The organism is Campylobacter sp. IFREMER_LSEM_CL2194, from assembly GCF_025771685.1.
GTDB lineage: Bacteria > Campylobacterota > Campylobacteria > Campylobacterales > Campylobacteraceae > Campylobacter_D.
This window is the reverse complement of the sequence record NZ_JAKMQS010000002.1, coordinates 68,622-91,016: the sequence shown is the minus strand read 5'-3', so window position 1 is coordinate 91,016 and position 22,395 is coordinate 68,622. Positions and strand designations below refer to the sequence as shown.

At 27.3% G+C, this 22,395-nt stretch carries 21 protein-coding genes and 1 pseudogene; 19 read left to right on the top strand and 3 right to left on the bottom strand.

The window, feature by feature from the left end; all coding sequences use genetic code 11:
• Positions 1-56: 56 nt before the first annotated feature.
• The 4 genes and pseudogenes from waaC (at position 57) to L8V79_RS01460 (ending at position 4,678) form a co-directional block, all read left to right on the top strand.
• Positions 57-1,076, top strand: a complete 1,020-nt coding sequence (gene waaC / locus L8V79_RS01475; protein ID WP_214124979.1) for a lipopolysaccharide heptosyltransferase I — start codon at positions 57-59, stop codon at positions 1,074-1,076.
• Positions 1,073-1,945, top strand: a complete 873-nt coding sequence (locus L8V79_RS01470; protein WP_263702235.1) for a lipid A biosynthesis lauroyl acyltransferase — start codon at positions 1,073-1,075, stop codon at positions 1,943-1,945. Before waaC ends, L8V79_RS01470 begins: the two co-directional genes overlap by 4 nt.
• 8 nt (positions 1,946-1,953) lie before the next feature.
• A complete protein-coding gene (locus L8V79_RS01465) occupies positions 1,954-3,501 on the top strand; it encodes a glycosyltransferase family 2 protein (protein WP_263702234.1) in 1,548 nt (515 codons plus the stop codon).
• Between the two features lie 3 nt (positions 3,502-3,504).
• Positions 3,505-4,678: pseudogene (locus L8V79_RS01460) on the top strand (glycosyltransferase family 2 protein).
• Here the strand turns inward: L8V79_RS01460 and L8V79_RS01455 are convergent.
• Positions 4,662-5,657: a capsular polysaccharide synthesis protein gene (locus L8V79_RS01455; protein ID WP_263702233.1), complete on the bottom strand. Its 996-nt coding sequence runs from the start codon at positions 5,655-5,657 to the stop codon at positions 4,662-4,664. The pseudogene L8V79_RS01460 and the gene L8V79_RS01455 sit on opposite strands and share 17 nt — an antisense overlap.
• Positions 5,658-5,714: 57 nt before the next feature.
• Between L8V79_RS01455 and L8V79_RS01450 the strand changes: the two genes are divergently transcribed.
• Positions 5,715-6,887 (top strand): glycosyltransferase family 2 protein, encoded by a 1,173-nt coding sequence (locus L8V79_RS01450; protein WP_263702232.1) that lies wholly within the window; start codon positions 5,715-5,717, stop codon positions 6,885-6,887.
• Here the strand turns inward: L8V79_RS01450 and L8V79_RS01445 are convergent.
• Positions 6,882-8,255: a hypothetical protein gene (locus L8V79_RS01445; protein ID WP_263702231.1), complete on the bottom strand. Its 1,374-nt coding sequence runs from the start codon at positions 8,253-8,255 to the stop codon at positions 6,882-6,884. The two genes, L8V79_RS01450 and L8V79_RS01445, sit on opposite strands and share 6 nt — an antisense overlap.
• An 89-nt stretch (positions 8,256-8,344) precedes the next feature.
• On the opposite strand from L8V79_RS01445, the gene L8V79_RS01440 reads away from it, so the two are divergent.
• From L8V79_RS01440 to L8V79_RS01400, 9 genes are read left to right on the top strand one after another with little or no spacing between them, the layout of a single operon-like run.
• The gene (locus tag L8V79_RS01440; RefSeq protein ID WP_263702230.1) at positions 8,345-9,355 is read left to right on the top strand and encodes an NAD-dependent 4,6-dehydratase LegB; all 1,011 of its coding nucleotides are present in this window, start codon (positions 8,345-8,347) and stop codon (positions 9,353-9,355) included.
• A gap of 7 nt (positions 9,356-9,362) precedes the next feature.
• The gene (locus L8V79_RS01435; protein ID WP_263702229.1) at positions 9,363-9,926 is read left to right on the top strand and encodes an acetyltransferase; all 564 of its coding nucleotides are present in this window, start codon (positions 9,363-9,365) and stop codon (positions 9,924-9,926) included.
• 2 nt (positions 9,927-9,928) lie between these two features.
• The gene (locus tag L8V79_RS01430; protein ID WP_263702273.1) at positions 9,929-11,050 is read left to right on the top strand and encodes an N-acetyl sugar amidotransferase; all 1,122 of its coding nucleotides are present in this window, start codon (positions 9,929-9,931) and stop codon (positions 11,048-11,050) included.
• Positions 11,037-12,047, top strand: a complete 1,011-nt coding sequence (neuB, locus tag L8V79_RS01425) for an N-acetylneuraminate synthase (protein ID WP_263702228.1) — start codon at positions 11,037-11,039, stop codon at positions 12,045-12,047. Before L8V79_RS01430 ends, neuB begins: the two co-directional genes overlap by 14 nt.
• The gene (neuC, locus tag L8V79_RS01420; RefSeq protein ID WP_263702227.1) at positions 12,037-13,197 is read left to right on the top strand and encodes a UDP-N-acetylglucosamine 2-epimerase; all 1,161 of its coding nucleotides are present in this window, start codon (positions 12,037-12,039) and stop codon (positions 13,195-13,197) included. Before neuB ends, neuC begins: the two co-directional genes overlap by 11 nt.
• Positions 13,194-14,222 carry a nucleotidyltransferase family protein gene (locus L8V79_RS01415; RefSeq protein ID WP_263702226.1) on the top strand — a complete coding sequence of 343 codons (1,029 nt, stop codon included), beginning with the start codon at positions 13,194-13,196 and terminating at the stop codon, positions 14,220-14,222. The genes neuC and L8V79_RS01415 overlap by 4 nt, the downstream gene beginning before the upstream one ends.
• Positions 14,219-15,118, top strand: coding sequence for a Gfo/Idh/MocA family protein (locus L8V79_RS01410; protein WP_263702225.1), 900 nt, complete (start codon positions 14,219-14,221; stop codon positions 15,116-15,118). Before L8V79_RS01415 ends, L8V79_RS01410 begins: the two co-directional genes overlap by 4 nt.
• Positions 15,111-15,818 carry an acylneuraminate cytidylyltransferase family protein gene (locus L8V79_RS01405; protein ID WP_263702224.1) on the top strand — a complete coding sequence of 236 codons (708 nt, stop codon included), beginning with the start codon at positions 15,111-15,113 and terminating at the stop codon, positions 15,816-15,818. Before L8V79_RS01410 ends, L8V79_RS01405 begins: the two co-directional genes overlap by 8 nt.
• The gene (locus L8V79_RS01400) at positions 15,818-16,582 is read left to right on the top strand and encodes an oxidoreductase (RefSeq protein ID WP_263702223.1); all 765 of its coding nucleotides are present in this window, start codon (positions 15,818-15,820) and stop codon (positions 16,580-16,582) included. Before L8V79_RS01405 ends, L8V79_RS01400 begins: the two co-directional genes overlap by 1 nt.
• Here the strand turns inward: L8V79_RS01400 and L8V79_RS01395 are convergent.
• Positions 16,553-17,389, bottom strand: a complete 837-nt coding sequence (locus L8V79_RS01395) for a glycosyltransferase family 2 protein (protein WP_263702222.1) — start codon at positions 17,387-17,389, stop codon at positions 16,553-16,555. The two genes, L8V79_RS01400 and L8V79_RS01395, sit on opposite strands and share 30 nt — an antisense overlap.
• A gap of 52 nt (positions 17,390-17,441) precedes the next feature.
• Between L8V79_RS01395 and waaF the strand changes: the two genes are divergently transcribed.
• The 5 genes from waaF (at position 17,442) to cysK (ending at position 22,393) form a co-directional block, all read left to right on the top strand.
• Positions 17,442-18,362 (top strand): lipopolysaccharide heptosyltransferase II, encoded by a 921-nt coding sequence (gene waaF, locus L8V79_RS01390; protein ID WP_263702221.1) that lies wholly within the window; start codon positions 17,442-17,444, stop codon positions 18,360-18,362.
• On the top strand, positions 18,363-19,865 hold the full coding sequence (locus L8V79_RS01385) for an MBOAT family O-acyltransferase (protein ID WP_263702220.1): 1,503 nt from the start codon (positions 18,363-18,365) through the stop codon (positions 19,863-19,865).
• Positions 19,866-19,873: 8 nt separating this feature from the next.
• Entirely contained in the window at positions 19,874-21,001 is a 1,128-nt protein-coding gene (locus tag L8V79_RS01380) for a hypothetical protein (protein WP_263702219.1), read from the top strand.
• 91 nt (positions 21,002-21,092) lie between these two features.
• Positions 21,093-21,395 (top strand): HU family DNA-binding protein, encoded by a 303-nt coding sequence (locus tag L8V79_RS01375; protein ID WP_039619003.1) that lies wholly within the window; start codon positions 21,093-21,095, stop codon positions 21,393-21,395.
• Between the two features lie 95 nt (positions 21,396-21,490).
• Positions 21,491-22,393 (top strand): cysteine synthase A, encoded by a 903-nt coding sequence (gene cysK, locus L8V79_RS01370; RefSeq protein WP_263702218.1) that lies wholly within the window; start codon positions 21,491-21,493, stop codon positions 22,391-22,393.
• Positions 22,394-22,395 lie beyond the last annotated feature (2 nt).

The following is a 22,395-nucleotide window of genomic DNA, read 5'->3' as shown; positions in this document are numbered from 1 at the left end:
TTTTTAAAAAAATCTTTGTTAAAATCATAACAGAAAATTTAAAAATAAAGTAGCATATGAAAATAGGTTTGGTTAAGTTATCCGCACTTGGAGATATCATCCATGCGGTAATTGTTTTACAATTTATTAAAAAGCATTATCCTAAGGCGAGTATTGATTGGTTTGTAGATGCAAGATTTGCAGGATTATTGCAAGATCATCCAATGATCAATGAAGTGTATGCTCTGCCTTTAAAAGATAGAAAATTCAAAGAAGTTTTTGCTATGCTTTTTGAAGCTAGGCAAAATAAATATGATGTTGTGATTGACTTGCAAGGTTTGATTAAATCTGCTTTAGTGAGTAAATTTTTATGTGCCAATACTTTTGGTTTTGATCAAGAAAGTATCAAAGAGGGTTTTGCGAGCAATTTTTATACGCATAAATTTGCGTGTAATTATGAAGAAAATATTATCGTGCGTAATCTTTCTTTGGTGGCTTATGTATTAAATGAGCATTTTGATCATAGTGATATAGAGTTAAAACAAAGTTGTTTTAGTGTAGATGATGAGTTAAAAGAAAGCTTAGAACAAAGGCTTTCTTTAAGTGAAAGTGCGCCAAATATACTCATACATGTAGGCTCATCTATGCCTAATAAAATTTACCCAAAAGAGCGTTTGATACTACTTTGTAGAATGCTTTTAGAGTATTTTACTAGTGCAAAAATCATGCTTGGTTGGGGCAATGTTAATGAGTTTAATTTTGCTAAAGATATAGTTTTAAATTTAAAACATTTGAAAATAGAACTTGCGCCAAAATTAAGCTTAAGTGAGCTTTGTGCTTTAACTAAGGCAAGTGATTTGATTATCGGAAATGATAGCGGGCCTACTCACTTAGCCTTTGCATTAAACAAGCCTTCTATAACGATTTTTGGCGCTACTCCTAGTCAAAGAAATGCTTATGAAACAAATATCAACAAAACAATCAATGCAGGTAAAAAAATACTGCATTCAAAACATATAGATAAGAGTGATTTTTGCATACAAAATATCGATGAAAAAGATATTTTTAAACTTGCTTGTGAGCTTTTAGAAAAATGATAAATTATATATATCTAAGCCTTTTTTATATACTAAAAGCTCTTGTGAAGATTTTACCCTCAAAGCTTTTAAACTCTTTTACAAATTTAGTTGCCTTAATCACTTATAAATTAAATCACAAACACCGCAAAATCATTGATACAAACTTAAAAATTTGCTTTCCTGAAAAAGATCAAAAATGGCGTGATGAAACTAGCCATAATATCTATAAAAATTTTGCTAAATTTGGGATTGATTTTATCAAAAATCAAAATGCAAGCAAAGAAGAAATCATCAATAAAATTTGCTTTGATGATGAGGAGCAAATTTTAAATATAATGCAAAGTAAAAGACCCTTAATCGTAACTACGGCTCATTATGGTAACTGGGAACTTTTGGCTTTATCTTTTGGAGCTAAATTTCAAGGAATTTCCATAGTTGGAAGAGCGCTTGATAGTATGGTAATGGATAAAATTTTAAGTAAAAATCGCACACAATTTAACATAGAACTTATAGAAAAAAAAGGCGGGCTTAAAAAAATGCTAAAAGCCTTAAAAGAAGGCAGATCGCTTGGAATTTTAACCGATCAAGATGCGGTAGATGGTGAAAGTGTAAAAATACAATATTTTAACCAAGAAGTAAATTTTATAGCAGGTGCAAGTGTGCTTGCTAAAAAAACAAATGCTATGATTTTACCTTGTTTTGTGTATCAAAAAGATGGGAAATTTTTTGTAAAAACTTTTAAGGCTTTAGATGCAAGTAAGGTAAGTATAGAAGAGCTTACTAAGTATCAAGCAAAGTGTTGTGAAGAGATGATTAAATTTAAACCTGATGAGTATTTTTTCTTTCATAAGAGATTTAAAAGATACAATCATGAATTATATTTATAGGATATAAAATGGATTTAAAGCAAATTAGTGTGATAATGATTGTTAAAAATGCTCAAAAAACTTTAGAAGCTTGCTTGGAATCTTTGCAAGAATTTGGCGAGATAGTTTTGATAGAAAATGATAGCAATGATGATACTTTAAAAATTGCTTATGAGTTTAGTAAAAGTTATAAAAATATCAAGGTTTATCAGCATAAATTTATAGGTTTTGGACCTTTGAAAAATTTAGCCATAAGTTATGCTAGCAATGATTGGATTTTTAATATTGATGCAGATGAGCTTGCTAAGAAAGAATTTTTACAAGAATTAGGGCAAATTGAGCCTAATAAAGAAGATATTATGGCCTTACCAAGAGAAAATTTATACAATGGAGAGTGGATTAAAGCTTGTGGGTGGTGGCCTGATCATGTAATGCGAGTGTTTAATAAAACCCATACTAGTTTTAATGAAAATTTGGTGCATGAGAGTTTGATTTTACATGAAGATAGCAAAAAGATTAAGTTGCAAAATGGTTTGAGGCATTTTGCTTTTGAGGATATCGATAGTTTGTTAGATAAGCTTCAAAAATATTCTAAACTTTGGGCTTTGCAAAATTTACACAAAGAAAGTGGTGTTTGCAAAGCATTATTAAGAGGAATTTGGACTTTTTTTAGAAATTATGTTTTAAAAAAGGGAATTTTTTATGGTTATAAAGGCTTTATCATAAGTGCTTGTAATGGTCTTGGAGCTTTTTTTAAATATATGAAATTGTATGAACTTAAAAAGCAAAAGCCAAAAACTTGTGCTTTAATCATCACAACCTATAATCAAAAAGAAAGGCTTGCTTTGGTGCTTGATAGTGTTAAAAACTTAGAGCCTTTACCAGATGAGGTTTTAATAGCTGATGATGGAAGCAAGGAAGATACGGCTAAGCTTATACAAGCTTATCAAAAGGATTTTCCTTGTAAGTTAGAGCATATTTGGCAAGAAGATGAGGGATTTCGTGCTGCGGCAAGTCGCAATAAGGCAATTAATGCTTCTAATAGCGAATATATTATCTTAATCGATGGTGATATGATTTTAGAAAAAAACTTCATTAATGATCATTTAAAATTTGCTAGTTTAAAGACTATTTTGCAAGGCTCAAGAACTATTTTAAATGAAAATGAAAGTAAAGAACTTTTAAGCAAAAATGATTTTAGTTTGGCATTTGATAAAAAAGGTTTTAAAAATCAAAGAAATGCTTTTTTAGCTAAATGTGTATATAAATTTTCAAAGCTAACTAAGAAATTTTTTAAAAAATCACAACTTGTTAAAGGTAGTAAAACTTGCAATATGAGTTTTTATAAAAGTGATTTTGAAGCCATTGAGGGATTTAATGAAAAATTTATAGGCTGGGGTAGGGAAGATAGTGAGTTTGTAGCTAGATTTTTATTTAATAATGGAGTGTTTAAAAGGCTTAAATTTAATGCTTTAGCTTATCATATCTACCATGAAGAAAATAGCAAAAATATGCTTGAGATTAATCATCAAATTTATCTTGAAACTATAAAAAATAAAAAAATAACTTGGAGATAAAGCATGAAAAAAGTAGGCGTAGTAATCCCCATATATAATGTAGAAAAATATCTAAAAGAATGTTTAGATAGTGTAATCAATCAAACTTATACTAACTTAGAAATTATACTAGTAAATGATGGTAGTACAGATGAAAACTCACTTAATATTGCAAAAGAATACACTTTAAAAGATAAAAGAATCACTTTTTTTGATAAAAAAAATGGTGGTTTAAGCAGTGCTAGAAATGTAGGTATAGAATTTTTTTATGGCGAATATAAAACACAATATATTGAAAATGAAAATGAATTAAATGTTTTTAAGATTGTTGGTAATAACCCACAAAATATTTATAAAATTTATAAGTACAAAAATGTTTTAGTTGATAGTAAATTAGAAATTCCAAAGATCGATTATATTATCTTTTTAGATTCTGATAATTATTGGGAGTTAAACTGCATAGAAGAGTGTGTTGTAAGAATGCAAAATGTAGATGTATTATGGTTTGACCATGCTTGTATTTATGATGATGGTATAGAAGATAAGGGTCAAAAAACAAGGATGAATATATTTAATTTTACTCAAGAATGCACTATCACTCCAAGAGACTATGCTAAGCAAGCTATAAAAGTAGGTTCGAGGGATATCTCGTTTAGCTGGGGTGGTATGATAGATTTTTCATTTTTAAAACAATTAAAACTTAAATTTATCAACAAAATCATCAATGAAGATATTCATTTTGGCATGGTTTTGTTTGCGAGTGCTGATAGTATCTATATTTTACCAAAAAGATTGTACTTATGCCGTTTGAGGGCAAATAGTATATCAAATCATGATAAAAAAGTTACAAAGGCAAATGTGTCAGAGTATTTTAAAGACTTGTATGAATTTTTTGGAGAAAATGCTAAAGAGGCAAAAAACTATTTAAAAGCAGCAAGTAGGATGATAACAGCTTTGGAGTTGATAGAATTTTTTAAAGATCAAAAAAGTGAAAATTCTCAAGCCATAAAAGAGGCTTTTTTGCCTTTTTACGTAAAAAAGGCTTTGATGATTAAAAAATTTAAAAAAGATCCTTTAAATTTAAAGGAAAAATTACCTATAATCAAACCTTTTATCCAGACAAAAATCCCTTATGATCTTTGGAAAATTTGCCAAAAAATAAAAGGTATTTTTAGATAAAATCAACTTTGCAAGATGATTTTATCTATCATTGAATCTTTTTTTATAGATTTAAAATGCGTGAGTTTGTGTAAAAAACTTTGTTTTTGAATTTCTTCCCAAAGAGTTGAATTAAATTTTTCTTTGGCGCTAAATTGCAATAAATGACATTCTATATCGCTCATGTTTTTATAAGTATCATTTATAAAGCCATGTTCTTTTAAAAGTTCAAAGATAATTTGAAAAGTAAAATAATAAAAGTTATTAGAATTTTTCTCATTTGACCAATAGTATATAAGTATGTCTTTCATAGCTTGGATATTTTTATGATGAGATTTTGAGATTATAAAACTATTTAGCATTTTAACCTTAAAATCATCATTCCAATTAAAATATCCATAAGAAAAATATCCACTTTTGATAAATTTTTTCAATTTTTCTTTACTAGGTTTTGTTTTTGATCTTTCAAAGGTAAAAAAATCTTTATCACAAAGCTCACTAGGAATTTTAGAACTTAAAAATATACTTGCATCACACCATATACCACCATAAGTTGCAAGCAAGCATACTCTTAAAAGATCTGAAAAAAAAGTTATAGTTTTTTCTCCAAAAAAATTATTTTCTAATTTTTCTATAACATATGGTGGAAAATCAATATACTCTTTTATATTATCTTTATCTAAAATGATAATTGTGTAGTCATCTTTCATTTGACTTTGCACTGAATTGAAACATTGTTGTATCATAGGTGAAGCTTGATCTTTACCTTGGTACCAAAATTGCCAAATAATTTTATCGTTTTTAAAATGATGTTTTTTTTCAAAATCAAAATGAGGAATTTTTCCTTCTAAAAAAGGATTGATATAGTTACTTGAAAGATAACTAGCTACTTTAGGGTGTTCTAACTTATATTGGATATGATTTCTTAATTTTCTTCTTGTTGATTTTATGGGTATAAATGAGCTTAGTTTTTTTGTTAAATTATTATAAAATAAAGGGCTATTTTGTTGAATTTGCATATATATTCCTAAAAAGTTTTTTGATATAATATCAAAAATAATTAAGGTTATGTATATATGAAAACCATAGGTGTAGTAATCCCCATATACAATGTAGAAAAATATCTAAAAGAATGTTTAGATAGTGTAATCAATCAAACTTATACTAAATTAGAAATCATACTAGTAAATGATGGTAGTACAGATGAAAACTCACTTAATATTGCAAAAGAATATACTCTAAAAGATAAAAGAATTACTCTTTTTGATAAAAAAAATGGTGGACAAAGTACAGCTAGAAATGTAGGTATAGAATATTTTAGTGGAGAATATAAACTCAAAAACAAAACTCAAACTATAAAAGAAAATTCTTTAATAGAATTTAGCATAGAAGGTAATAATCCTTATGAAATATATACTGTATATAAAAGCTATAAAGCTTTTAATGATGAACAAGATTTAACTAGCTTTACTTATCCTAGTATAGATTATATTATCTTTTTAGATTCTGATGATTATTGGGAATTAAATTGCATAGAAGAATGTGTACCTAGAATGGATGGGGTAGAAGTGTTGTGGTTTGATGAGGCAAAATACTATGAAATATCTTGTAAAAATCAAAGTCAAAGTAGTAGGCTAAAAGACATTAATATAAAACAAGAAAAAAAGATTACTTCGTTAGAATGGTTGCGATATTTAGCAAGAAGCAAGATGAAAGATTTTTCTTTTGTTTGTTCGGGTATGATAAATTTTAACCATATAAAAAATAATAAAATAAAATTTAAAGATGGTATTTTTGCCGAAGATCATTTATTTGGAATTTTGCTTTTTTCGCAAGCTAAGAGTATTTATGTTTATCCTAAAGTATTTTATTATTACAGAATTCGAACAAATTCATCAACAAATCAAGATAAGATAATCATTAAAGATAACATACTTCCTCATTTTAGAAATATATTAGATGCTTTTAATGGAGATGCATTTTTAGCAAAGGAATATTTTAGATATTCTAGTTGGGTGTTAATAGCCTTAGAGCTAATTAATTTTATTAATAGTTATCAAGATAAAACCATCTCTTTGTTTTTAAAAAAAGCTATTTTATATTTTTATATAAAAAATGCATTTAAGGTTGAAAAATTCGATAAAGATCCTTTGTATATTAAAGAGAAATTGCAATTATTAAAACCTTATAAAATTTCTAAAATCAGATATGTGATTTTTAGAAATTATTTATATATTAAGAAATTATAAAAGAATTTGTATTATATCTTGTATTTCTTTTGTATTATTTGTTTGGAGAAAAGTGTAGTTTTCTAAAACATAATCTAGGTCATCATATTTAGGAATAAAATTTTTTTGAATTTTATCAATAGCTTTTGTCAAATCTTCTTTAGAACGAATATTAAAACACTCATTGAGTAATTCAATAAAATTAGTATTTTCACCAAAATTTATAATAGGTTTTTTTAATAGAACTGCTTCTATTAGAGATGTTGCAGCTATTGCGCATGTAGCTTTAGAATATTTTATAAGTTCAGTGGAGTTTGCATCTATGTCTATAATCTTTACATTTGGTATCTGTTCTAAAAATTCATAAAATTTTAAGCTTCTAAAATAGTGAATATTATTTAAATATGGCAATTCGTTTTCATAGTAAAAAAATTGATGAGGATGTTCTTTAATGTAGATTTTCCAATTTTTAGGCAATAAACTTGATAAGAGTTCAATAATAAACAATTGAGATGATAGTGTTGTTCTGTTCATAATTGAAGCTTCTGGTTCCAAATGTAATGGAAAATATATATAATTGTCTTTAAAATCAGCTTTTTGTGAAATTTTCTTATATATTTTTCGAAGATTATTGATATATATAGACTGTCTATATATTTCATATTTTGAAAGAAAAAACATTTCTTTGTTTTTAATTAAGTTATACTCTGAATATATACCTCCTAATTTTCTTTGAATTATCCTAGGTAGGGTTTTTATTTTTGTTTTATAAAAATATTTTAAAGGATTTTTAATTCCTATTTTTTTATTTGATGTTGAATTGTTAAAAAAATTATAGAGGTTTACTTTAGTTTTGTTGATATTTTTTATGTTTTTAAAACTATGACTATTTAAATGTAATAGTTGATAGATTTGTTGATTGTTAAAATCACTAGATATTGATAGTAGATAAACTGGGATGTTATGTTTTAAAGCAATATCAAAAGGAATACTATCCCAGTCACCACCATGTTCTATTTGATCGGAAAATATCATATCAATGTGGTTGTTATTAAAATAATCAAGCCAAAAAGAAAGCGCTTTATAATATAAATTTTGTATTACACCGGTATCTAGATAATATCTATGGTAATATTTTTCAATTTTATATTGAGTTGATCTAAATTTTAATATTTCATCATATTTTAAATTATAATTTATTTTATGAATGTTATTTATTTTTTCTCTGGTTTGTCCTTGTGGATAAAAAAAATTTACAAACCCTTTATACTTTTCCTTAGCTTTTTTTATGTCATTGGTAATTAACATCTCTATCTTAATATGTTTGTTAAAAGATAAAAATTGTTCTATTAACTGTAAATCTAGATCTATTAGGATTATTTTCTTCATTATTTACCTTATTTTTATTTTTATTTTTATTTTTATTATATAATATAATTCGTAAAAAGCAAATTTAGTAAAATATTTAAAGAAGAGTTATGGGTAAGAATATACTAGTCACAGGTGCAGATGGTTTTATAGGTTCGCATTTAGTTGAAATGCTTTATACGCAAAGTAAAGACAAAGATTCCTTGTTCTATGGCTATAAAATTAAAGCTTTAAGTCAGTATAATTCTTTTAATTATTGGGGTTGGCTTGAAGATATAGAGTGTTTAGATGATATTGAAGTGGTTTGTGGAGATATTAGAGATCCACATTTTTGTAAAAATATCACTAAAGATGTAGAAATTATCTTTCATTTAGCAGCTTTAATAGCCATACCTTTTTCTTATGTTGCTCCAGATAGTTATGTAGATGTTAATATAAAGGGTACTTTAAATATCTGCCAAAGTGCATTAGAAAATAATGTAAAGCGTATTATTCACACAAGTACAAGCGAGGTTTATGGTACAGCTTTATATGTACCTATTGATGAAAAACATCCTTTGCAAGCACAAAGTCCATATTCAGCAAGCAAAATAGGTGCTGATGCTATGGCGATGAGTTTTTACAATGCTTTCAATCTCCCACTGACCATAGCAAGACCTTTTAATACCTATGGCCCAAGGCAAAGTGCAAGAGCGGTGATCCCAACTATTATCACTCAAATTGCAAATGGAGCCAAACAAATAAAGCTTGGAGATGTAAGTCCTACTAGAGATTTTAATTATGTAAAAGATACTTGTTTAGGGTTTTTAGAGTTAGCTAAATGCCAAAAGGCTATAGGTGAAGCGGTAAATATAGGATCAAATTATGAAATAAGCATAAAAGATACTTTAGAACTCATTAAAAAACTTATGAAATCAAATGTAGAATTTATCACAGAAAATGAACGCGTTAGACCCGAAAATAGTGAAGTATTTAGGCTATGGTGTGACAATAGCAAGATTAAAAGCCTTACTAGCTTTTCGCCACAATATGATATAGAAAAAGGTTTAGCTCAGACTATAGAGTGGTTTAGTAATCCTTTAAATTTAAAAAAATATAAAAGTGATATTTATAATATTTAGGATTCTTGTGAAAGAAAAAATAATCATTATTGGAGCTGGAGGACATGCAAGAGCATGTATGGATGTTATAGAGCTTGAAGGTAAATTTGAAATTGCTGGTTTTGTGGATAATGATATACAAAGTGTGTATTATCCATTGCTTGGGAATGATGATGATTTAAAAAAATTATTTAAAGAATATAAATATGCCTTAATTGGTATTGGACAAATTAAAACTTCATTGCCGAGAGTGCAAATTTATGATAAGTTAAAAACTATAGGTTTTAGATTGCCAACTATTATTTCACCACTTGCGCATGTATCAAAAAGATCTTTTATTGACGAGGCGAGTATAATAATGCATCATGCCTTGGTAAATACAAATGTCAAGATAGGTAAAGGTTGTATAATAAATTCAAAGGCATTGGTTGAACATGATGCTATAATTGAAAATTTTTGTCATATTAGTACAGCTAGTGTTGTTAATGGGGGTTGTTTGATAAAGCAGCATAGTTTTTTAGGGTCAAATACTCATTTAAAACATGGTAGTATTTTAGGCGAAGATAGTATAGTATATATGAAAGGAGTATAATGATGAAATATTGTGATTATTGTGTAATGCCAGATACGAGACCAGGGATAAAATTTAGTAAAGATAAAAATGGTAAAAATATTTGTTCAGCTTGTGTAAATCATAAAAATAAAGAAAATATTGATTATGAAGCTAGATTTAAAGAATTAGAAAAACTTTGTGATAAATATAGAAGAATGAATGGTAAGTATGAGTATGATTGTGCTATTGCGGTAAGTGGAGGCAAAGATTCTCATTTTCAAGTACATATTATGAAAGAAAAATTAGGAATGAATCCTATTCTATTTAGCGTAGAAGATAATTTTACTATGACTGAAGCTGGGAAGAAAAATTTAAAAAATATTTCTGAAGAATTTGGCTGTCATCTTATAAGCTTAAAACCTGATATAAAAACTCAAAAAAAAGTTATGTTGAAAACCTTTGAAAAGTATGGAAAACCTACCTGGTTTATAGATAGATTAATCTATTCTTACCCTTTTGCTATGGCTTTGAAATTTAACACACCTTTACTTGTCTATGGGGAAAATATTTCATATGAATATGGCGGGAATGGTAATATAGAAACTCCTGATGCAAGTGGTATTTTTTTAAATGGGGTAGCAAGTGATTTGGATATTAGTGAGTTTATAGATGAAGATGTAAAAGAGGAGAATTTGCAATTATTTTTTGATCCAAAAAAAGATGATATCAATAAACTCCATCCGATATATTTAAGCTATTTTATTAAATGGAATTCTTATTCTAATTATGTGTTCGCTAAAAGTAGAGGATTTAGTGATTTAAATGGAGAGTGGGATAGAGCTCATTGCGCCGAAAATTTTGATCAAATAGATAGCATAGCTTATATTGTACATGCTTGGATGAAATATCCAAAGTTTGCTCATGCTATGGCTAGTGATTATGCAGCTAGATTTGTAAGATATGGACTTTTAAGCAGAGATGAAGCTGTAAAAATAGTAAAACAAAAAGATCATAATTTGGATAATAAATGCATAGAAGATTTTTGTAGTTTTTTAGGTATTTCAAAATCTAAATTTTGGAGTATAGTAGAAAAGCATTATAATAAAGAGTTATTTTATAAGAATGAATTTGGAGAATATAAATTAAAAAATGAAATACAATAAAACCCTTGTTATAGCAGAAGCTGGAGTTAATCATAATGGCGATATAAATTTAGCCAAAAGGCTTATAGAAGTAGCTAGTGAAGCTGGGGCTGATTTTGTGAAATTTCAAACTTTTGTAGCTAAAAATTGCATAAGCAAAAATGCTAAAAAAGCAGAGTATCAACTCCAAACTACTGATGAAAATCAAAGCCAGCTTGATATGGTTAAAAAATTAGAACTTTCTAAACAAGATCATGAAATTTTAATAGAACATTGTAAAAAATTTAATATTAAATTTCTTTCTACTGCTTTTGACTTAGAAAGTATTGATTTGCTTGTAAAGTTTGATATAGAAATTTTTAAAATTCCAAGCGGAGAATTAACCAACCTTCCTTACTTAAAAAAAATTGCTAGTTTTAATAAAAATATCATCTTATCAACTGGAATGGCTACTTTAGGTGAGATTGAAAAAGTTTTAGATATTTTGGTGCAAAATGGAACCCAAAGAGATAAAATCATCATTTTACATTGTAACACTGAATACCCTACGCCTTTTGAAGATGTAAATTTAAGGGTTATGCAAACCTTAAAAAAAGCTTTTTGCTTGCCTGTGGGATATTCTGATCACACTTTGGGTATAACTATACCTATAGCAGCTGTAGCTATGGGAGCTTGCGTGATAGAAAAACATTTTACTTTAGATAAAAGTATGCAAGGGCCTGATCATCAAGCATCCTTAGAACCTGAAGAATTAAAAGCTATGATTAAATCTATAAGAGAGTTAGAACAAGCTTTTGGAGATGGTATTAAAATTCCAAGTAAAAGCGAAAGCAAAAATAAAGTCATTGCTAGAAAGTCTCTTGTGGCTAAAAAAGCTATAAAAAAAGGCGAATGTTTTAGCGAAGAAAACCTTACTACAAAGCGACCAGGGGATGGAATTTGTGCTATGGAATATGATAAATATTTAGGTAAAATTGCTAGTAGAGAATATGCTGAAGATGAGTTAATTGATGAATAGAAAAATTTGTGTTATTAGTGGCACTAGAGCTGAATGGTATTTGTTAAGAAATTTATGCAAATACATTGAACAAGATAATGAAATAACTTTGCAGCTTATTGTTACAGCAGCTCATTTAAGTCAAGATTTTGGTTTTACTTATCAAGAGATTGAAAAAGAATTTAAAGTAAATAAAAAAATTCCCATTTTGCTTAATAATAATGATGGCGTAGGTATTTGTAAAAGTATGGGGCTTTTACAAATTTCACTTTGTGAAGCTTTTGAAGAATTAAAACCCGATATTGTGGTGATATTAGGCGATAGATATGAAATGCTCTCTTGTGCTAGCGCTTGTTTGATAATGCAAATTCCCTTAGCACATCTTTGTGGAGGTGAGCTTACCTTGGGAGCTATTGATGATAGCATTAGGCATGCTATTAGTAAAATGGCGCATTTGCATTTTGCTAGTACTCAAACTTATGCAAATAGAATTTTGCAACTTGGAGAAAGTAAAGATAGAGTTTTTAATGTAGGTTCTCTAGGGGGAGAAAATATCAATAATATGAATTTTTTAAACAAGGAAGATTTGCAAAAAGAATTGAATTTGATATTTGATGAAAATATATATTTAATAACTTATCATCCTCAAACGATACAAAAATTAAGCGTTAAAAAAGAAATAAAATTATTGCTTGAATTTTTAGATAGTTTGGAAAATTCTACTTTAATTTTTACTAAAGCAAATGCTGATGAGAATGGTTTGTGTGTTAATGAGCTTTTAAATGAGTATTGTATAAAACAATCTCATAAAGCAAAGTTATTTGATAATTTGGGCTCTAAAAGATACTTAAGTTTAATGAAAATAGCAAATACGCTTATAGGAAATAGCTCTAGTGGAATTTGCGAAAGTCCTTTTTTAAGAATTCCTTGTATCAATATAGGTAACAGACAAGAAGGAAGAATTTTTGCTGATAATATTATAAATTGTGATATTTATCATTTAAAACAAGCGTTTTTGTATGTTAATACCAAAGAATATCAAGATAAGCTAAAAAATTTCATTAATCCTTTTGAGTGTGAAGGTAAAAATACAAGTCTAATGATAAAGGATATTTTAAAAAATATTTCTTTGGAAAAAATTTTATATAAAAAATTTGTGGATATGCAATGAGTATTGAAAAATTAAAACTTGCTAAAAATGCAAGCATACAAGAAGCTTTAAAAATTATAGGTAGTGAGCGTGTTAGAATAGCTTTGGTGGTAGAAAATGATAAATTTTTAGGTGTAATTAGTGATTCTAACATTAGAAGAGCTTTGTTAAATGGTAAAAAGCTTGAAGATAGTATAGAAACAATTTATACTAAGAATTCGCTAACTATTAAAGAAAATACAAGCAAAGAAGAGCTTTTAAAATTAGCTAGTCAAACTGATATTTATGATTTTCCTGTTTTAAATGATGAAAATGAAGTTATAGCTATAAAATCTATTGCTTCAATTCTTAAAGAAAAAAGTTTTGAAAATGAAGTAGTTCTAATGGTTGGAGGTCTTGGAAGTAGATTGGGTGAACTTACCAAAAATACTCCAAAACCTATGTTAAAAATAGGTAAAAAACCAATACTTGAAAATATTGTTTTAAATTTCAAAGAACAAGGCTTTAAAAAGTTTATATTTTGTGTAAATTATAAAAAAGAAGTTATTTGTGATTATTTTCAAGAAGGCAAAAGCTGGGGTGTTGAAATTTCTTATATTAAAGAAGAACAAAAGCTTGGTACCGCTGGAGCTTTGTCTTTGATAAAAGATATGAAAAATTCATTTATTGTTATGAATGGAGATATTTTAACTAAACTTGATTTTGATCAACTTATTCAAGAACATAAAAAAAGTAAAGCAGTGATGAGTGTGGTACTTAGAGAATTTGAGCATCAAATTCCTTATGGTGTTGTAAAAATTTCTAATAATAACATAAAAGATATAGAAGAAAAACCTATGCATAAATTTTTAGTTAGTGCTGGAATTTATGTATTAGAACCAGAAGTTTTAAAGTATATCAAAAAAGATGTGTATTTGGATATGCCTAATTTGATTAAACGATTGTTAGATAAAAAATTAAAAATAAATTCTTATATATTACAAGATTATTGGATTGATATAGGAAGGCTTGAAGAATATGAAAAGGCGATTGTGGATTTTCAATGAAAGCTTTGATTATAGGATTTGGTAGTATAGGAAAAAAACACTACTTAGCTTTAAAACATTTAGGTTATGAAGTTAGTATAGTTTCAAAAAGCTATAACGAAAATGATTTAGAGTGTTTTAGGGATTTGCAAAAAGTAAAATTAGAAGATTTTGATTTATTTATAATTGCAAATATCACAATAAATCATTATGAAAGTTTGGAAATTATCGATAAAAATGTAAAAGGAAAAACTATTTTGGTTGAAAAACCTTTATTTGAAAAATATAAAGATTTTTATCCATCTCATGATAATTATATTTTTATTGCCTATTTATTGCGTTTTCATCCTTTAATACAAGAAATAAAAACTATAGTGCAAAATGATCATAGTATCTATTTTGCTGAATTTAATTGCTCGTCGTATTTGCCTAATTGGAGGGCTTGTGATTATACTCAAAATTATAGCGCTAAGAAAGAATTAGGTGGAGGGGTTTTATTGGATTTATCTCATGAGCTTGATTTGGCATTTTATTTTTTTGAAAAATTAAAATTATTATATGCTCAAAATTTAAAAATTTCAGAGTTAAAAATCAATAGTGATGATTTTGCATTTTTATCTTTAAAATCTAGAGAAAAATTAATCCATATTAAACTTGATTATTTTTCTAAATTTACAAAAAGAGAAATTGTTTTATATTCTCAAGATAAGACTTATAAGGCAGATTTAATTGATAATAAATTATATATTTATGGATTAGATGCCTTGCAGGTGAAAGAATATCAAAGTGATACTATAAAAAATTTAACAAACTTTCATCAAAAAGTTCTAGAAAAAGATGATAATGTATGTAATCTTAACAATGCTTTTGATGTTTTGAATTTATGCGATGAGGCTAAAAGGAGATCAAGTGAGTGATATTTTATGCACAATATGTGTAAGAGGCGGTAGCAAGGGAGTTAAAAATAAAAATATTAGAAAAATTAATGATTTAGAATTAATAGCTTATAGTATTATCCAAGCTAAAAATTCTAATCTTTTTGACCATATCGTAATTAGCACAGATAGTGATGAAATAGCTAAGGTTGCTTTAAAATATGGTGGTGAAGTTTTTTTTAAAAGAGAAGCTGAGCTATCTCATGATAATGCAGCAAAAATACCAGCTATAAGAGATTGTTTGATAAAAAGTGAAGCTTATTATAATAAAAAATTTGAAATACTTATAGATCTTGATGCTTCAGCTCCACTTAGAAGTAGTTTAGATATCATAAAAGCTTATGAGCTTTTTAAAAAAGAAAATAAAGGTAATTTAATCACAGCTGTTAATGCAAGACGCAATCCATATTTTAATCTTATTGAAATATATGACAATGAAATCAATACAAGCAAGAAAGGAAATTTTACTACAAGACAAAGTAGCCCAAAATGTTATGATATGAATGCTAGTATTTATATATTTAAAAGAAATAAGCTTTTAAGCAGTAATAGTGTTTTTGGAAGTGATACAAGCTTGTATGTTATGGATGAAAAAACAGCTTTTGATATAGATAATGAACTTGATTTTGAAATAGTTGAATTTTTAATTAAAAAATCAAATTTAAAACAGGAAGATTTTTGATGATTAAGGATAAAGTAGTATTTATATCTGGAGCATGTGGACGTATAGGAAGTGCTTTAAGCAAGGCATGTTTAGAACAAAATGGAAAAATTATCATTGTGGATATAAACGAAGATAGCTTGTCTAGTTTAAAATCAGAATTAAACAATGAAGAACGTGTTTTTAGTAAAAAAATGAATATAAACGATAAAAATGCAATTGAAAATTGTATAAAAGAAGCAGTTGAGAAATTTGGCAGAATTGATGCGTTTGTAAATTGTGCTTATCCTATGAGCAAGGATTGGGGTAGGATTGAGTATTATGAAGCAAGTTATGAGCAAATTTGTGAAAGTTTAAATTTGCATTTGGCTAGTTTTGTTTTTATAGCAAACATCATGGTGAAATTTTTCAAAAAACAAGGTTTTGGTAATATCATTAATTTAAGCTCAATAATGGGAGTTTATGCACCTAAATTTGAAAACTATGAAGGCACATCTATGCAAAGTTCTCTAGAATATAGTGTAATCAAAGCAGGGATTAATCATCTTGGAGTATGGCTTGCTAAAGAACTTTTTAATACCAACATCAGAGTAAATTCCATAGCTTTTGGAGGCATAAAAGATAGTCAGCCACAAATTTTTTTAAATGCTTATAGAAAATGCTGTGCTTCAAAAGGAATGCTAGATCCTAACGATGTGTGTGGGACTTTGCTGTTTTTAATTTCAGATCATTCTAAATATATAACAGGACAAACTTTAATAGTAGATGATGGATGGGGGTTGTGATTTTATCCTACTCTCTAATCCTAAAATTTCTTTCTCTAAAACTTCTAATATTTTTTCACTAAAATGCTTATGTGGAAAAATATTAGCTAATTTTTTAATGTATTTTAAACTTTGCTTTTTATGCTCGTAATTTTGCCATAAAATTTCTTTATTTTTGTTTTCATATCTACCATTTTCATTAAATTCATAGCGGTATGTGCATTCTTTCGATACAAAAAAACTCTCACTTAGCATAAAATTTATATAGTTAAAAAGCACATCTTCTCCATAACAAAGTTTTTCTTTAAAATCAACATATTCAAAGCTTTTTAAAATCAAATTTTTCTTATATACTTTTGCCCAAACACTCCAACAAAAATGTTTTTGCCTAAGTAAAAATTCCAAAAAATCATCTTTATTATAGTATTCATCTTGCTTAAATCTATAAAATTTCTTAAATTTCACCCTATGCACATATGCATCAAACACTACCATATCTACATTTTTAATTTTTTCAAAACCAAGCTCACAAGTATTAAGTTCTAAATAATCATCAGGATCTAAAAACATTATATAAGGTGAGCTTGAATTTAATACACCTATATTTCTACTAGCAAAGGTTCCTAAATTTTCTTCATTATGTATGATTTTTATTCTATCATCTTTACTAGCATATTCTTTGGCTATATCTATACTTTTATCATTACCGCAATCATCTACTACAATGATTTCTATATCTTTAAAAGTTTGATTTATACAACTTTCTAATGCTCTAGCTATATATTTTTCTACATTATAAGTTGGTAGTATGATGGAAATTTGACTCATATTAGCTCTTTATTTTTTGATATAATTATAGCTTTTATTTTTAAGGAAAATCATGAATATTTTTATCAACCTTCCTACTTGGCTTGGCGATGCAGTAATGGCTAGTGCGGCTATTTATGCTATAAAAGAAAAATACCCCCAAGCTAAATTTACTTTTTATGGTTCTTTTGTGAGTGCAGAGCTTTTTAAACGCTTTGAAAATGCTCAAATTTTAGTAGAAAATAAAAAGCAAAGATATAAACAAATTTTACAAGCTAGAAAAAGTCTTGGTAAATTTGATCTAGCTTTTTCGTTTCGCTCGGCATTTTCAAGCAAGATTATTTTAAATCTAATTAAAACAAAGAAAAGATTTTATTTTGATAAAAATATTCTAAAAGAAGAACATCAAGTCTTAAAATACTTAAATTTCATAGAAAAAGCCTTAAATTTTAAAGCCACTTCAAATGCTTTAAAACTCCCTATAAAAGCAAAATCAACTCAAAAAATTTTAGGTATAAACCCAGGTGCACATTTTGGAAGTGCCAAAAGATGGGAAGCGAGCTATTTTGCAAGGGTAGCAAAAGAATTTAGCTCAACTCATCAAATTTTAATCTTTGGGGTAGAAAGTGAGAGAGAAATTTGTAATGAAATTGAGCATTTTCTTTTAAAAGAAGGCATAAGGGCAAAAAATCTTTGTGGTAAAACTAGCATTTATACTTTATGTAAAAATATTTCTATGCTTGATTTACTCATAACAAACGATAGTGGTCCTATGCATATAGGTGCAGTTTATGGGGTAAAAACGGTGGCCGTTTTTGGCTCGACTAAATTTAGTCAAACCTCTCCTTGGCAAGAAAATGCTAAAATAGCACATTTAAATTTAGCTTGTATGCCTTGTATGCAAAAGGTCTGCCCTTTAAAACACCATAAATGCATGAAAGATTTAAAGCCTGAAGTGGTAATAAATTTAGCAAAAAATTTTTCAGGAGTGTAAATGGTTTTTAGTTCTTATGAATTTATATTTATATTTTTACCTATAGTTTTAATTATATTTTATATGCTTAAAAAATTTAATCATATTCAAAGCGCAAAATTATTTTTAGTTTTAGCAAGTTTATTTTTTTATGCTTTTTGGAAGGTTGAATATATTTTGATTTTACTGCTTTCTATAGGCGTGAATTTTTATCTTGCAAAATTAATTTTACTTAATAGGGGGGGGGTAAAGCTATTATTTTATAGCGGAGTGTTTTTTAATTTAGCTTTACTTGCTTTTTTTAAATACACTGATTTTCTTTTAGAAAATTTTAATGTATTTTTTCAAATAGTCCAACTAGATTTTAATATTCCTTTGCCGCATATATTGCTACCTTTGGCTATATCTTTTTTTACTTTTCAACAAATTGCTTTTTTGGTGGATTGTTATAAAAGAACAAACATAGAAGGTTTAAAAAGTGAAAATGCATATAAAATAAATATTTTAGATTATGCTTTGTTTATAACATTTTTTCCTCAGCTTATAGCAGGTCCAATAGTGCATCATAAAGAAATGATGCCTCAATTTAAGAGTATGCTTTGGAATAATTCTATTCTTATTAATTGGGAAAATATAGCTAAAGGATTATTTATATTTTCTATGGGTTTATTTAAGAAAGTATATATTGCTGATTCTTTTGCACTTTGGGCTAATGCAGGATTTAAGATAGCTGAAAATGGAGGTACTTTAAATATTTTTGAAGCTTGGGCAACTTCTTTATCTTATACTTTTCAGCTTTATTTTGATTTTAGTGGCTATTGTGATATGGCTATAGGTATAGCTTTATTTTTTAGTATAAAACTTCCTATTAATTTTAACTCTCCTTATAAAGCATTAAGTATAAGTGATTTTTGGAGAAGATGGCATATAACATTAGGTAAATTTTTAAAAGATTATTTATATATACCCTTGGGTGGTAATAGGGTTTCTAAGATTATAAATTTAAGAAATCTTTTTATAGTGGCTTTTGTAAGTGGAGTATGGCATGGAGCTGGATGGGGTTTTGTGATATGGGGAGTGTTGCATGGACTAGCTATGGTGCTTCATAGAATATATTCATTTATAACCCCAAATGCAAAATTTAAAGAAAATATTATTTATAAAATATTTGTATGGTTTGTAACTTTTAATTTTATTAACCTTGCGTGGATATTTTTTAGAAGCGAAAATCTTCAAGGTGCTATAAATCTTTTAAAAGCTATGTTTGGTATAACTTGGATGGAATTGCCAATAAAATGGCATAGAATGAAAGAATCTTTAGCGCAAATTAGTGGTAGTAATGAAACTTTAATTTATATTATCATTTGTATGATTTTATGTATTGGGTTTAAAAATAGTATTGAAAAACTTGAAAATTTTAAAGCTAGTTATATAAATTCTTTATTAGTCATGCTTTTTTTATATATAGCTTTGATAACTTTAGGAGTAGTTCCTTATACTGAATTTATTTATTTTAATTTCTAAGGATAAAAATGTTTAAATCATATAAAAAATTTGTAATTTATTCTTTATTAATACCTTTGCCTTTTATATTGTTTTTAGGAGTTTTACTTTATGTGTATGATCCATTGCAACTTTATCATGAACCTTGGTTTAGAAAAAAAACATATTACAATGATTTAACTATTAGCTCCAAAGGTATAATTGATCACAATAAATTTGATTCTATAATTTTTGGAACTTCAATGCTTCAAAATACTTCATCTTTTGAAGCAACTTCTAAACTTGGAGGGCAATTTATTAATTTATCAATAGGTGGAAGCACTTTTGAACAAAGAAAGATTATTTTAGATTATATATTGCAAAAACATATTATTAAACATTTAGTAATATCTTTAGATGAATTTGCAATTATGGATATAAAATTTCAAAATTTTTCTAATTTTAGCTATTTATATGATCAAAACATCTATAATGATTTAAAAATTTATCTTAATAAAAAATTTATTTTCTGTGCATTGAAATTTTCTAGTAATAAAAAATGCGTTGGAGATGATACTGAGTTAGAAAATTTACCAAAATGGATTAAAAGTCCGATTGCGCAAAAACAATTTGGAGGGATTGAAAATTGGGTTAAAAATATAGAAGAGGGTGTTAGAGAGGATATTAAAAAAATTATGCAATTATATAATGGAAATTACATACATGATTATTCGAGTAAAGATCTTAATGTTTTAAAAAATCATATTGATATTTATATATTTAACTATGCTAAAATGTATCCAAATATTCAGTTTTCTTTAATCTTACCAACTTATTCTAGAGTTTATCACAAGATGGCACAAGTTGATTTTCAATATTACCAACAATGGTTAGATTTGATAAAATATATTATTTTAAAGTCAAAAACACTTGAAAATATTAAAATATACGGATTTGATGATTTAGATTATGCAGATGATATTGCAAATTATAAAGACTTAAACCACTATAATATAGATATGAATTCAATGCAACTTGATGCTATTAAAAACCAAACAAATATTTTAACGCCTGAAAATATGGATGAGTATTTTAAAATTATGGAAGAAAAAATCAAAAATTATGATTTAAATCCTTTAATTGAGCAAATAAAAGCAAGTGGTATTTTAGATAAATAGTGCTAAGAAAAGCTTTTTTGCATGAAAACCTCTTGCAAAAGCTTGATAAATGTGTTAAACTTAACAATCATTTTTAATCAAGGAGCTTTTTATGACTAAAGCAGATTTTATTTCTCAAGTTGCTCAAACTGCTGGGCTAACTAAAAAAGATGCAACTGCAGCTACTGATGCAGTAATCGCTACTATTACTGATGTATTAGCTAAAGGTGATAGCATTAGCTTTATCGGTTTTGGTACATTTTCTGTAGCTGAAAGAGCTGCTAGGGAAGCTAGAGTACCAAGCACTGGCGCTACTATCAAAGTACCTGCTACTAAAGTTGCTAAATTTAAAGTAGGTAAAAACCTTAAAGACGCAGTTGCTGCTGCTAAAACTGCTAAAAAAGCTAAAAAATAATTCTTTGCGCAAAAGTTTCTAACTTTTGCGTTTTTCTTCATAGTTAAGTATTAATTTTCTTTTGATATTGTTTTTAAAAAATTACAAGGAAAACAATGTCAGTTTATAATAATATCTTAGATTGTATAGGTAATACCCCGATTATTTCTTTAAAAGAATTTGCTCCAAATCTTTATGCTAAATGTGAGTATTTTAATCCAAGTCATTCTATAAAAGATAGAGCGGCTGTGGAGATGATAAAACAAGCTTTAAATGAAGGTAAGATTAATCAAGAAACAACCATTATAGAAGCTACAAGTGGAAATACCGGCATAGCTTTAGCAATGATTTGTGCAAGCTTAAAGCTTAAACTTATCATAGCTATGCCTGAGTCTATGAGTATTGAGCGTAGAAAAATGATGAGTTTTTTTGGTGCAAAGCTAGAGCTTACTCAAGCAAGCAAAGGCATGCAAGGAGCGCTTGATAGAGCTAATGAGCTTTTGAGTGAAATTCCAAATTCATTTATGGTAAGTCAATTTGAAAATATCAACAACAAAAACGCACATAGAAAAAATACTGCCTTAGAAATTTTAAAAGTTTTGCCTGATCTTGATATTTTTTTAGCAGGTTTTGGTACAGGCGGGACTATTAGTGGGGTAGGAGAAATTTTAAAAGAACACAATCCTAATGTCAAAATCATAGCTTTAGAACCTGCATCTTCACCACTTTTGAGTCAAAATACTGCTGCAAGTCATAAAATTCAAGGTATAGGTGCAAATTTTATCCCTAAAATTTTAAATCAAAAAATCATAGATGAGGTAGTTTGTGTAAGTAATGAAGATGCCATAAACACAGCCTTAGAGCTTGGTAAAAATGGCATAATGGCAGGAATTTCAAGCGGGGCAAATGTATATATGGCTAGAAAAATTGCTTTAGAAAATCCAAATAAAAAAGTCTTGACTATGTTAAATGATACAGCCGAGCGGTATTTATCAACTGATTTATTTGTAAATTTATAATT

Coding starts and splice junctions, on each gene's coding strand:
- waaC (WP_214124979.1), top strand. CDS start 57: ATGAAAATAGGTTTGGTTAAGTTATCCGCACTTGGAGATATCATCCAT.
- L8V79_RS01470 (WP_263702235.1), top strand. CDS start 1,073: ATGATAAATTATATATATCTAAGCCTTTTTTATATACTAAAAGCTCTT.
- L8V79_RS01465 (WP_263702234.1), top strand. CDS start 1,954: ATGGATTTAAAGCAAATTAGTGTGATAATGATTGTTAAAAATGCTCAA.
- L8V79_RS01455 (WP_263702233.1), bottom strand. CDS start 5,657: ATGCAAATTCAACAAAATAGCCCTTTATTTTATAATAATTTAACAAAA.
- L8V79_RS01450 (WP_263702232.1), top strand. CDS start 5,715: ATGAAAACCATAGGTGTAGTAATCCCCATATACAATGTAGAAAAATAT.
- L8V79_RS01445 (WP_263702231.1), bottom strand. CDS start 8,255: ATGAAGAAAATAATCCTAATAGATCTAGATTTACAGTTAATAGAACAA.
- L8V79_RS01440 (WP_263702230.1), top strand. CDS start 8,345: ATGGGTAAGAATATACTAGTCACAGGTGCAGATGGTTTTATAGGTTCG.
- L8V79_RS01430 (WP_263702273.1), top strand. CDS start 9,929: ATGAAATATTGTGATTATTGTGTAATGCCAGATACGAGACCAGGGATA.
- neuB (WP_263702228.1), top strand. CDS start 11,037: ATGAAATACAATAAAACCCTTGTTATAGCAGAAGCTGGAGTTAATCAT.
- L8V79_RS01415 (WP_263702226.1), top strand. CDS start 13,194: ATGAGTATTGAAAAATTAAAACTTGCTAAAAATGCAAGCATACAAGAA.
- L8V79_RS01410 (WP_263702225.1), top strand. CDS start 14,219: ATGAAAGCTTTGATTATAGGATTTGGTAGTATAGGAAAAAAACACTAC.
- L8V79_RS01400 (WP_263702223.1), top strand. CDS start 15,818: ATGATTAAGGATAAAGTAGTATTTATATCTGGAGCATGTGGACGTATA.
- L8V79_RS01395 (WP_263702222.1), bottom strand. CDS start 17,389: ATGAGTCAAATTTCCATCATACTACCAACTTATAATGTAGAAAAATAT.
- waaF (WP_263702221.1), top strand. CDS start 17,442: ATGAATATTTTTATCAACCTTCCTACTTGGCTTGGCGATGCAGTAATG.
- L8V79_RS01385 (WP_263702220.1), top strand. CDS start 18,363: ATGGTTTTTAGTTCTTATGAATTTATATTTATATTTTTACCTATAGTT.
- L8V79_RS01380 (WP_263702219.1), top strand. CDS start 19,874: ATGTTTAAATCATATAAAAAATTTGTAATTTATTCTTTATTAATACCT.
- L8V79_RS01375 (WP_039619003.1), top strand. CDS start 21,093: ATGACTAAAGCAGATTTTATTTCTCAAGTTGCTCAAACTGCTGGGCTA.
- cysK (WP_263702218.1), top strand. CDS start 21,491: ATGTCAGTTTATAATAATATCTTAGATTGTATAGGTAATACCCCGATT.